Source organism: Pseudomonas sp. ZY71, from assembly GCF_036542145.1.
GTDB lineage: Bacteria > Pseudomonadota > Gammaproteobacteria > Pseudomonadales > Pseudomonadaceae > Aquipseudomonas > Aquipseudomonas koreensis_A.
In genome coordinates, this window is record NZ_CP144274.1 from 5,171,154 (window position 1) to 5,184,690 (window position 13,537).

A 13,537-nucleotide genomic window follows, 5' to 3' on the forward strand; every position below is an offset into this window, starting at 1 on the left:
TGATCCTGCTTTACCGAATCCATAATCGACTGGTGCTTTCAGGTCGATGTCAAACCTCCGACACCTCGGTCGGCCCCCTCTCCCTCCGGGAGAGGGCTGGGGTGAGGGACTGATTGGGGGATGCTTCAGAGTTACGCCGACCTCAACTCGCTTTACCGAATCCATAATCGACTGGTTCTTTCAGGTCGATGTCCAACCTCAGACACCTCGGCCGGCCCCCTCTACCCCTGGGAGAGGGCTGGGGTGAGGGACTGATTGGGGGATGCTTCAGAGTTACGCCAACCTGATCCTGCTTTACCGAATCCATAATCGACTGGTTCTTTCAGGTCGATGTCCAACCTCAGACACCTCCGTCGGCTCCCTCTCCCTCCGGGAGAGGGCTGGGGTGAGGGACTGATTGGGGGATGCTTCGGAGTTACGCCGATCTGAACTCGCTTTACCGAATCCATAATCGACTGGTTCTTTCAGGTCGATGTCAAACCTCAGACACCTCGGTCTGCAGTGGTCAACTAATTCCGGACACCTCGATAGGTGGTTCTGACGCCATCGCCCGCTCATAGACGGTCGGTGGCAGATATCCCAGTTTCGAGTGCAGCCGTTCGTTGTTATAAAACCCAACGATGTACTCGGTGATGTCGCGGATCGCTTCAGCATGGTTGGCGTAGTCACGTCGCCATACCCGCTCCATTTTCAAACTCAGGAAGAAGCGTTCCATCACCGCATTGTCCCAGCAATTACCTTTACGGCTCATGCTCTGCTGCATGTCGTTTCTTGCCAGTAACTCTCTGTAAGTTGCACTTGCGTATTGACTGCCCCGATCTGAGTGGGCAATCAAGCCTGGTGGCGGTTGACGCTGCGCGATAGCCAGTTGCATCGCGGTGCACACCAGCTCTGCCGGCATGTTCGGAGCCATCGACCAGCCCACTATCTTGCGCGAGAACAAGTCCAATACTACGGCCAGATACAACCAGCCACTGCGGGTGCGGATATAGGTGATGTCGGCTACCCAGGCCTTGTTTGGCGCTACTGGATCAAATTTTCTGTTCAGTACATTCTCTGCAATCGGCAGGTCATGATTACTATCGGTTGTGTGTACAAACTTGCGCTTCCAGGCTGAACGCAGTCCGTTAGCCCGCATCAATCGACGGATTTTATACAGCCCGACAAGCATGCCTTTACCGCGCAAAGCGTCGCGCAAAGGGCGGCTGCCGTAGCAGCCTCCACTCTCGGCGAAAGACGCCTTGAGTTGCACAAGAACAGGACAACTCTGCCGCACAGGCGCATCGGCACGCTTCTGAGACTCATAGAAGCCTGAACGACTAATGCTCAGCAACCGACAGACATGTGCCACTGAGTAAGCCTTCTGTTGCAGCTGCCGAACCAGTCGATACCTTACTTCAGCTCGCGGGCAAAGAAGGCGGTAGCCTTTTTTAAGATGTCGTTATCCATCTTGAGCTGCCGATTTTCTTGTTCCAATTGCCGGATGCGCTGCTGTTCCGCCGTCAATGGCTTGCCGATTCCGGCCTGCCCCAGTTGCTCTGCCTCGTATTGCTGCACCCAGCGTCGAACGGCTGTCTCACCAATGTTCAGATCTTGGCAAACCTGCACAACGGTCAGTCCCTGATCCTTGATCATCTTCACGACTTGCAGCTTGAAGCTGTCGTCGAATGCCCTGCGTTTTTTAGTCATGAATAACTCCTCGATAGATGTATTTTCCACCTATCGGGGTGTCCGGGGAAATTAGACCACTGCAGCCGGCCCCCTCTCCCTCCGGGAGAGGGCTGGGGTGAGGGGGCTGATTGGGAGATGCGTCGGAGTTACGCCGACCTCAACTCGCTTTACCGAATCCATAATCGACTGGTTCTTTCAGGTCGATGGCAAACCTCAGACACCTCGGTCGGCCCCCTCTCCCTCCGGGAGAGGGCTGGGGTGAGGGTGCTTTTGCTTTCACCTCTCTCCAAGCCCAAGGCATACTTGCCACCCTCCGCTCTGCAGATCACTGAACCGCCCCATGCGTATCCACGTCAGTTTCATCGACCGCGTCGGCATCACCCAGGAAGTTCTGGCTATCCTCGGTGGGCGCAATCTCAATCTGGATGCGGTGGAGATGATCCCGCCCAACGTCTACATCGACGCACCGACCCTCAGCCCGCAAGTGCTCGAAGAGCTGAAAGACGCGTTGTTTCGCGTGCTCGGCGTGGAAGCGGTGACCGTGGTCGACATTCTTCCTGGCCAGCGTCGGCACCTGCAGCTTGACGCGTTGCTGGCGGCGATGACCGATCCGGTTCTGGCGCTCGACAGTGCCGGCAAAGTGCTGCTGGCCAACCCGGCATTAATAGCGCTCTACGGTCGCGAACCGGCCGGTGAAAGCGTCTCTGAACTGTTCAACGATCCGGCCCTGCTCGACACCTTGCTCGAACACGGCTTCCGCTTGCCACTGCGCGAAATCACCGTCAACGGCCAGACCTTGCTGCTCGACGCCACGCCGATCACAGACGCTGGCGCCCTCCTGACGCTGTATCAACCGAACCGCATCGGCGAACAACTCTCGGCGCTGCACCACGACCACGCCGAAGGTTTCGACGCGCTGCTCGGCGAATCCCCGGCAATCCGCACGCTCAAGGCCCGCGCGCAAAGAGTCGCCGCCCTCGACGCGCCGCTGTTGATTCAAGGCGAAACAGGCACCGGTAAAGAACTGGTCGCCCGTGCCTGCCACGCGATCAGCACTCGCCACAGTGCACCGTTCCTCGCCTTGAACTGCGCGGCGCTGCCGGAAAACCTCGCCGAGAGCGAGCTGTTCGGCTACGCCCCCGGTGCCTTCACCGGCGCGGCGCGCGGTGGCAAGCCGGGGCTGATGGAACTGGCCAACCAGGGCACGGTGTTTCTCGATGAAATCGGCGAGATGTCGCCGTATCTGCAGGCCAAGCTGCTGCGCTTCTTGAACGACGGCAGCTTCCGTCGGGTCGGCGGTGATCGTGAGGTGAAGGTCAACGTGCGCATCCTCAGCGCAACTCACCGTGATCTGGAAAAAATGGTCAGCGAAGGCTTGTTCCGTGAGGACCTGTTCTATCGCCTCAACGTGCTCAACGTTGAAGTGCCGCCGCTGCGTGAGCGTGGTCAGGACATTCTGCTGTTGGCGCGTTATTTCATGCAGCAGGCCTGCGCGCAGATCCAGCGCCCGGTCTGCCGCCTCGCTCCGGGGACTTACCCGGCGCTGCTCGGCAACCGCTGGCCGGGCAACGTGCGGCAATTGCAGAACGTGATCTTCCGTGCGGCGGCGATTTGCGAGAGCAGCCTGGTGGATATCGGCGACCTCGACATTGCCGGCACCTCGGTCGCGCGTCAGGCTGACAGCGACGTCGACAGCCTCGAACAAGCGGTCGAGTCCTTCGAGAAAACGCTGCTGGAAAAACTCTACGTCAGCTACCCCTCGACCCGGCAACTGGCCAGCCGCCTGCAAACTTCGCACACCGCGATTGCCCATCGCCTGCGCAAATACGGCATCCCCAACAAACCCTGAACCCACCACAAATCCTCCTGTAGGAGTGAGCCTGCTCGCGATAGCGGTCTGATATTCAACATTTGCGACGTCTGACACTCCGCTATCGCGAGCAGGCTCACTCCTACATTTATTTGTGGTGGATTCGAAATCCGTTCAAAAAACGACCTCCACCTGTACTGAAAGCGCTACAGCGGAACGATATCGATACAGTCTCTTCTGATCACCGCTGTGCAAGGCTTTGATCCCGTTCAGCTTTTTTCCTCGTCCCACGCTGTAGCGATTTCGCTACACATGTCAGCGCATGCCGCATAGCAAAAATACATAACCTATTGATTTGTAATGATAAATCAACCTTGGCCGCATTCTTGCTATTCATCCCCTCATAAATAAGGGCCTTCGCGCCCGACTATTCCACCGCGTCCACCAGACGAGTCTGGCCCCCTGAGGAGTTTCCATGAGCGAGTTGCGTTTTACTGAAGATCACGAATGGCTGCGCACCGAAGCTGACGGCAGCGTTACTGTCGGCATCACCGCTTTCGCGCAGAACGCCCTGGGCGACGTGGTGTTCGTGCAACTGCCTGAGCTGCAGGCTTACGAAAAAGGCGCTGAAGCCGCCACCGTGGAATCGGTGAAAGCCGCCAGCGGCGTGTACATGCCGCTCGACGGCGAAGTACTGGCCGTCAACCCGGCGCTCGAAGACGCCCCGGAACTGGTCAACGAAGATCCGCTGGGCGAAGGCTGGTTCTTCCGCTTCCAGCCAAGCGACGCATCGGCTGTGGCCAAACTGCTCGATCAGGACGCTTACGACCGTCTGATCAAAGCCCAAGCCGAAGCCTGAGGAATACCGACATGACTCAAGTAAACCTTGGCACCGCCAACGAATTCATCGCCCGTCACATCGGCCCGCGCGCCGGTGACGAGCAAGCCATGCTCAACAGCCTCGGCTTCGACTCGCTCGAAGCGCTGAGCGCCAGCGTCATCCCGGAAAGCATCAAGGGCACCAGCGTGCTCGGCATGGACGACGGTTTGAGCGAAGCCGATGCACTGGCAATGATCAAATCGATCGCCGGCAAAAATCAGCTGTTCAAGACCTACATCGGCCAGGGTTACTACAACTGCCACACGCCGTCGCCGATCCTGCGCAACCTGCTGGAAAACCCGGCCTGGTACACCGCTTACACGCCGTACCAGCCAGAGATTTCCCAAGGCCGTCTCGAAGCGCTGCTGAACTTCCAGACCATGATCAGTGACCTCACCGGCCTGCCGATCGCCAACGCCTCCCTGCTCGACGAAGCCACTGCGGCTGCCGAAGCCATGACCTTCTGCAAACGCCTGAGCAAGAACAAGGGCAGCCACCAATTCTTCGCCTCGATCCACAGCCACCCGCAAACCCTCGACGTGCTGCGCACCCGTGCCGAGCCGCTGGGCATCGAAGTTGTCGTGGGCGATGAGCGTGAACTGACCGACGTGACGCCGTTCTTCGGCGCGCTGCTGCAATACCCGGCGAGCAACGGTGATGTCTTCGACTATCGCGAACTGACCGAACGCTTCCACGCCGCCAACGCGTTGGTGGCCGTGGCCGCTGACCTGCTGGCCCTGACGCTGCTGACCGCCCCTGGCGAGTTCGGCGCAGACGTCGCCATCGGTTCGGCACAACGCTTCGGCGTGCCGCTGGGCTTCGGTGGCCCGCACGCTGCGTACTTCTCCACCAAAGATGCGTTCAAACGCGACATGCCGGGCCGTCTGGTCGGTGTCTCGGTTGACCGTTTCGGCAAGCCGGCCCTGCGTCTGGCGATGCAAACCCGCGAGCAACACATCCGCCGCGAGAAGGCCACGTCGAACATCTGCACCGCACAGGTGCTGCTGGCCAACATCGCCAGCATGTACGCCGTCTACCACGGCCCGAAAGGCCTGACGCAGATCGCCAACCGCGTGCATCACCTGACCGCGATTCTCGCCAAGGGTCTGACCGCGCTGGGCGCTAACGTCGAACAAGCCAGTTTCTTCGACACCCTGACCGTGGCCACCGGCGCACACACCGCCGCACTGCACGACAAGGCGCATGCTGCGCAGATCAACCTGCGCGTGATCGACGCTCAGCGTCTGGGCCTGTCGGTCGATGAAACCACCACCCAGGCTGATATCGAAACCCTGTGGGGCCTGTTCGCCGATGGCAAGACCCTGCCGGACTTCGCTGCCCTCGCCGCCTCCGTGCAGAGCACCATCCCAGCATCGCTGGTACGCCAGTCGCCAATCCTCAGCCACCCGGTGTTCAACCGCTATCACTCGGAAACCGAGCTGATGCGCTACCTGCGCAAACTGGCCGACAAGGATCTGGCCCTGGATCGCACCATGATCCCGCTGGGCTCGTGCACCATGAAACTCAACGCTGCCAGCGAAATGATCCCGGTGACCTGGGCTGAATTCGGTGCGCTGCACCCGTTCGCCCCGGCCGCGCAAAGTGCCGGTTACCAGCAACTGACCGACGAGCTGGAAGCGATGCTTTGCGCCGCCACCGGTTACGACGCTATCTCGCTGCAACCGAACGCCGGTTCGCAAGGTGAATACGCAGGCCTGTTGGCGATCCGCGCCTATCACCAGAGCCGTGGCGATGAGCGCCGCGACATCTGCCTGATCCCGTCGTCCGCTCACGGCACCAACCCGGCCACCGCCAACATGGCCGGTATGCGTGTGGTCGTGACCGCCTGCGATGCGCGTGGCAACGTCGACATCGAAGACCTGCGCGCCAAAGCCATCGAGCACCGCGAACACCTCGCCGCGCTGATGATCACTTACCCGTCGACCCACGGCGTGTTCGAAGAAGGCATCCGCGAAATCTGCGCGATCATTCATGACAACGGCGGCCAGGTGTACATCGACGGCGCCAACATGAACGCGATGGTTGGCCTCTGCGCACCGGGCAAGTTCGGCGGCGACGTCTCGCACCTGAACCTGCACAAAACCTTCTGCATCCCGCACGGCGGTGGCGGCCCGGGCGTCGGCCCGATTGGCGTGAAGTCGCACCTGACCCCGTTCCTGCCGGGCCACGGCCAGATGGAACGCAAAGAAGGCGCGGTCTGCGCGGCACCGTTCGGCAGCGCAAGTATTTTGCCGATCACCTGGATGTACATTCGCATGATGGGCGGCGCCGGTCTGAAGCGCGCTTCGCAGTTGGCGATCCTCAATGCCAACTACATTTCCCGTCGCCTCGAAGAGCACTACCCAGTGCTGTACACCGGCAGCAACGGTCTGGTGGCGCACGAGTGCATTCTCGATCTGCGTCCGTTGAAAGACAGCAGCGGCATCAGCGTTGATGACGTCGCCAAGCGCCTGATCGACTTCGGTTTCCACGCACCGACCATGTCGTTCCCGGTAGCGGGCACGCTGATGATCGAGCCGACCGAAAGCGAATCCAAGGAAGAGCTGGATCGCTTCTGCGACGCCATGATCCGCATCCGCGAAGAAATCCGCGCGGTGGAGAACGGCACGCTGGACAAGGACGACAACCCGCTGAAAAACGCCCCGCACACCGCAGCGGAACTGGTTGGCGAGTGGACTCACCCGTACAGCCGCGAGCAGGCCGTTTATCCGGTTGCGTCGTTGATCGAAGGCAAATACTGGCCACCGGTCGGTCGTGTCGACAACGTGTTCGGTGATCGCAACCTGGTGTGCGCCTGCCCGTCGATCGAAAGCTACGCTTAAACCGATGCGGGATCAGTTATCGCTGATCCCGCACACACCGCTGATCCCCCTGTAGGAGTGAGCCTGCTCGCGATAGCGCACTGACATTTACCAATGATGTCGACTGACAGACCGCTATCGCGAGCAGGCTCACTCCTACCAGGGAATGCGGTCAGCCGCAAAACTTTGCCAATTCCTATAACAAGAAACCGGAGAACCACTCATGTCGTTAAGCGTGTTCGACCTGTTCAAGATTGGCATCGGCCCCTCCAGTTCCCACACCGTCGGCCCGATGCGTGCTGCTGCGCGTTTCGCCGAAGGCCTGCGACGTGAAAATCTGCTGACGGCCACCGCCAGCGTTCGCGTCGAGTTGTACGGTTCCCTCGGCGCCACCGGTAAAGGTCACGGCAGCGACAAAGCCGTGCTGCTCGGCCTCGAAGGCGAACACCCGGACACCGTCGATACCGAAACCGTCGCCGCACGCCTGCAAGAGATTCGCGGCAACGGCCGGCTTAATCTGCTCGGCGAACACAGCATTGCGTTCAACGAGAAAGAACACCTGGCGATGATCCGCAAGCCGCTGGCCTATCACCCCAACGGCATGATCTTCCGCGCCTTTGATGCGGCGGGGATTCAAATCCGCAGCCGCGAGTACTACTCGGTTGGCGGTGGTTTCGTGGTCGACGAGGACGCGGCCGGTGCCGACCGCATCGTCGAAGACGCCACACCGCTGACCTTCCCGTTCAAAAGTGCCAAGGATTTGCTCGGTCATTGCGCCACCTACGGTCTGTCGATCAGTCAGGTGATGCTGACCAATGAAAGCGCCTGGCGCCCGGAAGCGGAAACCCGCGCCGGCCTGCTGAACATCTGGCAAGTGATGCAGGATTGCGTCGCCGCCGGTTGCCGTAACGAAGGCATTTTACCCGGCGGTTTGAAGGTCAAACGCCGTGCGGCAGCGCTGCATCGGCAACTGTGCAAAAACCCGGAATCAGCGTTGCGCGATCCGTTGTCAGTGCTCGACTGGGTCAATCTCTACGCACTCGCGGTCAACGAAGAAAACGCCAACGGCGGGCGCGTGGTCACCGCACCCACCAACGGCGCGGCCGGGATCATTCCGGCGGTGCTGCATTACTACATGCGTTTTATCCCCGGCGCGAATGACGACGGCGTCGTACGGTTTCTGCTGACCGCGGCGGCCATCGGCATTCTCTACAAGGAAAACGCCTCGATCTCCGGCGCCGAAGTCGGCTGCCAAGGTGAAGTCGGCGTGGCCTGTTCGATGGCGGCCGGCGCGTTGTGTGAAGTGCTCGGTGGCAGTGTTCAGCAAGTGGAGAACGCGGCGGAAATCGGCATGGAGCACAACCTCGGCCTGACCTGCGACCCGATTGGCGGACTGGTGCAGGTGCCGTGCATCGAGCGCAATGCGATGGGCTCGGTGAAAGCCATCAACGCGGTGCGCATGGCCATGAGAGGCGACGGCCAGCATTTCGTCTCCCTCGACAAAGTCATCCGCACCATGCGCCAGACCGGCGCCGACATGAAAAGCAAATACAAAGAGACCGCCCGCGGCGGTCTGGCGGTCAACATTATCGAATGCTGACCTCACCCCAGCCCTCTCCCTCCGGGAGATAAACGTACCTAACTCCCTCTCCCTCTGGGAGAGGGCTGGGGTGAGGGGCTTTTGATCTTGATCTTGCCTCTTACCCAAACTCAAATTTTCAAGGAGCCACGCATGTCCACCGAACAACTGTCGAAAACCCCGCTGCACGCTCTGCACCTCGAACTCGGCGCCCGCATGGTGCCGTTCGCCGGCTACGACATGCCAGTGCAATACCCGCTCGGCGTTATGAAGGAACACCAGCACACCCGTGAACAGGCCGGGTTGTTCGACGTCTCGCACATGGGCCAGATCCGCCTGACCGGCGCCAATGCCGCCAAAGCCCTGGAAACCCTGGTGCCGGTGGACATCATCGATCTGCCGGTGGGCATGCAGCGTTACGCGATGTTCACCAACGAGACCGGTGGCATTCTCGATGACTTGATGGTCGCCAACCTCGGTAATGACGAACTGTTTCTGGTGGTCAACGCCGCGTGCAAGGATCAGGACCTGGCCCACCTGCAAAAACACATCGGCGCTCAGTGCACCATAACGGCGCTGTTCGAAGAACGCGCCCTCTTGGCATTGCAGGGTCCGGCAGCCGTTACCGTGCTGGCGCGACTGGCTCCCGACGTGGCGAAAATGACGTTCATGCAGTTCGCCCGTGTGAATCTGCTGGGTGTCGACTGCTTCGTCAGCCGTTCGGGCTATACCGGTGAAGACGGTTTCGAAATCTCCGTTCCGGCCGCCGACGCGGAAAAACTCGCCCGCGCCCTGCTCGCTGAACCGGAAGTCCAGGCCATCGGCCTCGGTGCCCGCGATTCGCTGCGCCTGGAAGCCGGCCTGTGCCTCTACGGCCACGACATGAACACCGAGACCACGCCGATCGAAGCCAGCCTGTTGTGGGCGATCTCCAAGCCACGTCGCGCTGATGGCGCGCGGGCCGGCGGTTTTCCGGGCGCGGAGAACGTTTTCGCTCAGCAGCAGAACGGTGTCGCACGCAAACGTGTCGGCCTGCTGCCGCAAGAACGTACGCCAGTGCGTGAAGGCGCAGAAATCGTCAACGAGGCCGGCGAAATCATCGGCAGCGTGTGCAGCGGCGGCTTCGGTCCGACACTGGGCGGTCCGCTGGCAATGGGTTACCTCGACAGCACTTATGTCGCCATCGACACACCGGTTTGGGCCATCGTGCGTGGGAAAAAGGTGCAAATGCTTGTAAGCAAAATGCCATTTGTTCCACAACGCTACTATCGTGGTTGATTGACTGTTTCTATAAGTAACGCGATTGCGTTATGCGTGCACTAATGTGTAACGCAATCGCCACAAAAAAGTGCATTTTCTATCAACTGATTCGAATATGAACTTTGCTTATAACGATCGAAAACAATTGAACAAGCGAATCGTCTAAGGCTGCACTAGTGAAACACCTAACTGCCTAAAGCTCAGTAAAACCGGGGGCTTCGCAGGGCTTGTTTTTTCTCCCGTAGTTGGCGTAGAGTTTGTCCACTGTGTTTGCATGGGTCAGCTTGGAATCGTGACCTGGGCAGTAGCCTACAAGTTAGCTACATCCCGTTCGACGTCTTCTTACTCTCCTGCAACCAGCCCCAGTACTCTTTCATGAGAAAGAGACTGTCATCAATTTATGCGTCAAAGGAAATAAGAAATGTCCACACGTCAGAGCGGTACCGTCAAGTGGTTTAACGACGAGAAAGGTTTTGGTTTTATCACTCCAGAAAGCGGTCCGGATCTGTTCGTGCATTTCCGCGCCATTCAGGGCAACGGCTTCAAAAGCCTGAAAGAAGGCCAGAAAGTGACCTTCGTTGCTGTGCAAGGCCAGAAAGGCATGCAGGCTGACGAAGTACAAGCAGAAGCCTGATTTCTGTTACGAAAAAGCCCCTGATATTGATATCAGGGGCTTTTTTGTGCGCGCGAATCCGTAAAATGGCGCTTCACTTTGCGTCCAGAGGCTGCCATGTCGAAAAACCTGCTCACGCCCCAAGGGGATTTCCCTCCGGTAGGCCTTGGCCGTCGCTTGGCAGCGATGTTCTACGACTTTCTGCTGTGCACCGCCCTGCTGATCGTCACGGGTGGCATCTACAAGATGATCCAGGCAGCGATCATCGGCGAAGAACGTCTGCGGGTGATGACCGATGCCGGGCAACTGGACGGTGATCCCTTGTACTCCACCGTGCTGGTGTTGGTGCTGTTCGGATTCTTCGCCAAGTTCTGGACCCATGGCGGGCAGACACTGGGCATGCAGGTGTGGGGCATTCGCGTGCAGAACACCGATGGCACGGCGATCAGCCTGTGGCAGGCGCTGTTGCGGTTTATGGTGTCGATTGCGTCGTGGCTGTGCGTGGGGCTGGGATTCTTCTGGTCGCTGTACGACAAGCAGAAGCGCACGTGGCATGACATCTATTCCGATACCCGCGTCGTGCGAGTCCCGAAAAAGACCAAATAATTTCCAGACGCCAAAAACCACTGTAGGAGTGAGCCTGCTCGCGATAGCGGTGTATCAGTCAACATAATTGTTATCTGACACACCGCTATCGCGAGCAGGCTCACTCCTACAGGTTTATTCGTTGCCTGAAAGATCTCAGGCGTTACCGGCCAGCTTCATCCGCGCCGCTTGAGTAAAGTCGAGCATGCGCTTCAACGGGCGAATCGCCTGCGGAATCAACGCCGGATCGACAAAGATCTCGTTCGTCCCTTCCTTCAAGCTCTTGAGCGTGCGCTCAAGGGTGTTCATGGCCATCCACGGGCAATGTGCGCAACTGCGGCACGCGGCGCCGTTACCGGCGGTTGGCGCCTCGATGAAGACCTTGTCCGGGCACAACTGCTGCATCTTGTAGAAGATGCCACGGTCTGTCGCGACGATCAGCGTCTTGTTCGGCAGGCTCTGCGCGGCAGCGATCAACTGACTCGTAGAACCGACGGCGTCCGCCAACTCGATCACCGACGTTGGCGATTCCGGATGCACCAGAATCGCAGCGTCCGGATACAGCGCTTTCATGTCTTCGAGCTGCTTGGACTTGAACTCCTCGTGAACGATGCAGGCACCGTCCCAGAGCAGCATGTCCGCGCCGGTCTTGCGCTGAATGTAGGTGCCGAGGTGCTTGTCCGGCCCCCAGATGATGGTCTCGCCGTTGTCCATCAGGCTTTCGACGATCTCCAGCGCGCAACTCGACGTCACTACCCAGTCAGCCCGGGCTTTGACCGCCGCAGAGGTGTTGGCATAGACCACCACCGTGCGCTCCGGGTGCTGATCACAGAACGCCGAGAACTCGTCGACCGGGCAACCGAGATCCAGCGAGCACGTTGCCTCAAGCGTCGGCATCAACACACGTTTTTCCGGGTTGAGGATCTTCGCGGTCTCGCCCATGAACTTCACGCCGGCGACCACCACGGTCTTCGCCGGGTGAGCGTTACCGAAGCGGGCCATTTCCAGGGAGTCAGAGACACAGCCACCGGTTTCTTCGGCCAGAGCCTGAATCACCGGATCGCAATAAAAGTGGGCCACCAGCACCGCGTCCTGAGCCTTGAGCTCGGCGGCGATGGCAGAACGGTAATAAGCCTCTTCCTCAGCCGTCAGCGGTTTGGGCTGTTTGGCATCGAGGTGGGCTTGAACCAGAAGGCGTTCGGAAATCTGCGTCATGTTCGCAAGACCTGCAGGCGCTTTCGCGCGAAAGTCGAGTATACACCCGGCTCCGGACCGCTTGAGGGTACCGCCGGGAGAGTGAGTATTATCAGGCACGGACAGCGTTGAAGCTGCGCAAGGCTACAGAATATCCCGTTGATACAAAAGATGATTCTGACCTGCGTCAGCGCTGCGGGTATTGAAATAACGCGGAGCGAAATTGCAGGCAAAAAAAAACCCGGAAATCCTCACTTTCGTGGGCCTTCCGGATTTTCTAAACCGCCAAATATGGTGGGTCGTGTGGGATTCGAACCTACGACCAATTGGTTAAAAGCCAACTGCTCTACCAACTGAGCTAACGACCCGCTGTGTGGTGGCGCGTATAATACTGATTTTTAAGGACTATTCAACACCTTTTTGAAAATAATCAAAAATAAGGTGTTGGGTCGTCCACACCAGCTGCCGCGAAGCCTTCTGCACGCAGGCGGCAGCTGTCGCATTTACCGCACGCGCGGCCGTCATCGTCGGCCTGATAGCAGGACACGGTGAGGCCATAATCAACGCCGAGCTTCACGCCCGCCTCGACGATCTGCGCCTTGCTCAGGTTCTGTAGTGGCGCCTGAATGCGGAAGCCGTTGCCTTCAACGCCGGCCTTGGTCGCCAGATTGGCCATGCGCTCGAACGACTCGATGAACTCGGGGCGGCAATCCGGGTAACCGGAATAGTCCACGGCGTTGACACCAATAAAGATGTCGCGAGCACCGAGCACTTCTGCCCAGCCCAACGCCAGCGACAGGAACACCGTGTTACGCGCCGGCACGTACGTCACCGGAATGCCTTCGCCCGGCTCTTCGGGGATGTCGATGCTGGTGTCGGTCAGCGCTGAGCCGCCCATGCCATTGAGGTTCAACCCAATCACCTTGTGCTCGACCACGCCCAGGTCGCGGGCGACGCGGGCAGCGGCGTGCAGTTCGGCGTGCGAACGCTGGCCGTAGTCGAAGCTCATGGTGTAGCAGCTGTAACCTTGCGCGCGAGCCATGGCTACAACAGTCGCCGAATCCAGGCCACCGGACAGCAGGATGACCGCACGTTTTTCAGTGGTGTTCAGTTGTTCAGTCAT

Annotated in this window: 10 protein-coding genes and 1 tRNA gene; 7 read left to right on the forward strand and 4 right to left on the reverse strand. The window is 59.3% G+C overall.

The genetic code is table 11. From position 1 onward, the window contains the following. Positions 1–505 precede the first annotated feature (505 nt). Positions 506–1,689, reverse strand: a protein-coding gene (locus tag VY732_RS22970) for an IS3 family transposase (protein WP_331691757.1) whose coding sequence is annotated in 2 segments (ribosomal slippage) — positions 506–1,425 and positions 1,425–1,689 — 1,185 coding nt in all. Because the reading frame shifts where the segments join, the coding sequence is not laid out codon by codon here. A gap of 322 nt (positions 1,690–2,011) precedes the next feature. Between VY732_RS22970 and VY732_RS22975 the strand changes: the two genes are divergently transcribed. The 7 genes from VY732_RS22975 (at position 2,012) to VY732_RS23005 (ending at position 11,241) form a co-directional block, all read left to right on the forward strand. Continuing rightward, a complete protein-coding gene (locus VY732_RS22975) occupies positions 2,012–3,520 on the forward strand; it encodes a sigma-54-dependent transcriptional regulator (protein WP_077574269.1) in 1,509 nt (502 codons plus the stop codon). Between the two features lie 436 nt (positions 3,521–3,956). After that, on the forward strand, positions 3,957–4,340 hold the full coding sequence (gene gcvH / locus VY732_RS22980; RefSeq protein ID WP_095121307.1) for a glycine cleavage system protein GcvH: 384 nt from the start codon (positions 3,957–3,959) through the stop codon (positions 4,338–4,340). 11 nt (positions 4,341–4,351) lie between these two features. Beyond that, complete coding sequence (gcvP, locus tag VY732_RS22985; protein WP_331691845.1) at positions 4,352–7,204, forward strand: aminomethyl-transferring glycine dehydrogenase; 2,853 nt, start codon at positions 4,352–4,354, stop codon at positions 7,202–7,204. Between the two features lie 202 nt (positions 7,205–7,406). Continuing rightward, positions 7,407–8,783, forward strand: a complete 1,377-nt coding sequence (locus VY732_RS22990; RefSeq protein ID WP_064391759.1) for an L-serine ammonia-lyase — start codon at positions 7,407–7,409, stop codon at positions 8,781–8,783. Positions 8,784–8,915: 132 nt separating this feature from the next. Continuing rightward, on the forward strand, positions 8,916–10,040 hold the full coding sequence (gene gcvT, locus VY732_RS22995) for a glycine cleavage system aminomethyltransferase GcvT (protein ID WP_077574273.1): 1,125 nt from the start codon (positions 8,916–8,918) through the stop codon (positions 10,038–10,040). Between the two features lie 403 nt (positions 10,041–10,443). Then, complete coding sequence (locus VY732_RS23000; RefSeq protein WP_003227496.1) at positions 10,444–10,656, forward strand: cold-shock protein; 213 nt, start codon at positions 10,444–10,446, stop codon at positions 10,654–10,656. Positions 10,657–10,752: 96 nt separating this feature from the next. After that, positions 10,753–11,241, forward strand: coding sequence for an RDD family protein (locus tag VY732_RS23005; protein WP_116029978.1), 489 nt, complete (start codon positions 10,753–10,755; stop codon positions 11,239–11,241). 135 nt (positions 11,242–11,376) lie between these two features. Here VY732_RS23005 and nadA read toward each other — a convergent pair whose 3' ends face one another. The 3 genes from nadA to queC all read right to left on the reverse strand — a co-directional run bounded on the left by nadA (position 11,377) and on the right by queC (position 13,537). Continuing rightward, positions 11,377–12,435, reverse strand: coding sequence for a quinolinate synthase NadA (gene nadA / locus VY732_RS23010; protein ID WP_016773509.1), 1,059 nt, complete (start codon positions 12,433–12,435; stop codon positions 11,377–11,379). A gap of 271 nt (positions 12,436–12,706) precedes the next feature. Then, positions 12,707–12,782 (reverse strand) — tRNA-Lys (locus VY732_RS23015). 62 nt (positions 12,783–12,844) lie between these two features. Next, entirely contained in the window at positions 12,845–13,537 is a 693-nt protein-coding gene (queC, locus tag VY732_RS23020) for a 7-cyano-7-deazaguanine synthase QueC (protein WP_331691846.1), read from the reverse strand.

Coding starts and splice junctions, on each gene's coding strand:
- VY732_RS22990 (WP_064391759.1), top strand. CDS start 7,407: ATGTCGTTAAGCGTGTTCGACCTGTTCAAGATTGGCATCGGCCCCTCC.
- nadA (WP_016773509.1), bottom strand. CDS start 12,435: ATGACGCAGATTTCCGAACGCCTTCTGGTTCAAGCCCACCTCGATGCC.
- queC (WP_331691846.1), bottom strand. CDS start 13,537: ATGACTGAACAACTGAACACCACTGAAAAACGTGCGGTCATCCTGCTG.
- VY732_RS22975 (WP_077574269.1), top strand. CDS start 2,012: ATGCGTATCCACGTCAGTTTCATCGACCGCGTCGGCATCACCCAGGAA.
- gcvT (WP_077574273.1), top strand. CDS start 8,916: ATGTCCACCGAACAACTGTCGAAAACCCCGCTGCACGCTCTGCACCTC.
- VY732_RS23005 (WP_116029978.1), top strand. CDS start 10,753: ATGTCGAAAAACCTGCTCACGCCCCAAGGGGATTTCCCTCCGGTAGGC.
- VY732_RS23000 (WP_003227496.1), top strand. CDS start 10,444: ATGTCCACACGTCAGAGCGGTACCGTCAAGTGGTTTAACGACGAGAAA.
- gcvH (WP_095121307.1), top strand. CDS start 3,957: ATGAGCGAGTTGCGTTTTACTGAAGATCACGAATGGCTGCGCACCGAA.
- gcvP (WP_331691845.1), top strand. CDS start 4,352: ATGACTCAAGTAAACCTTGGCACCGCCAACGAATTCATCGCCCGTCAC.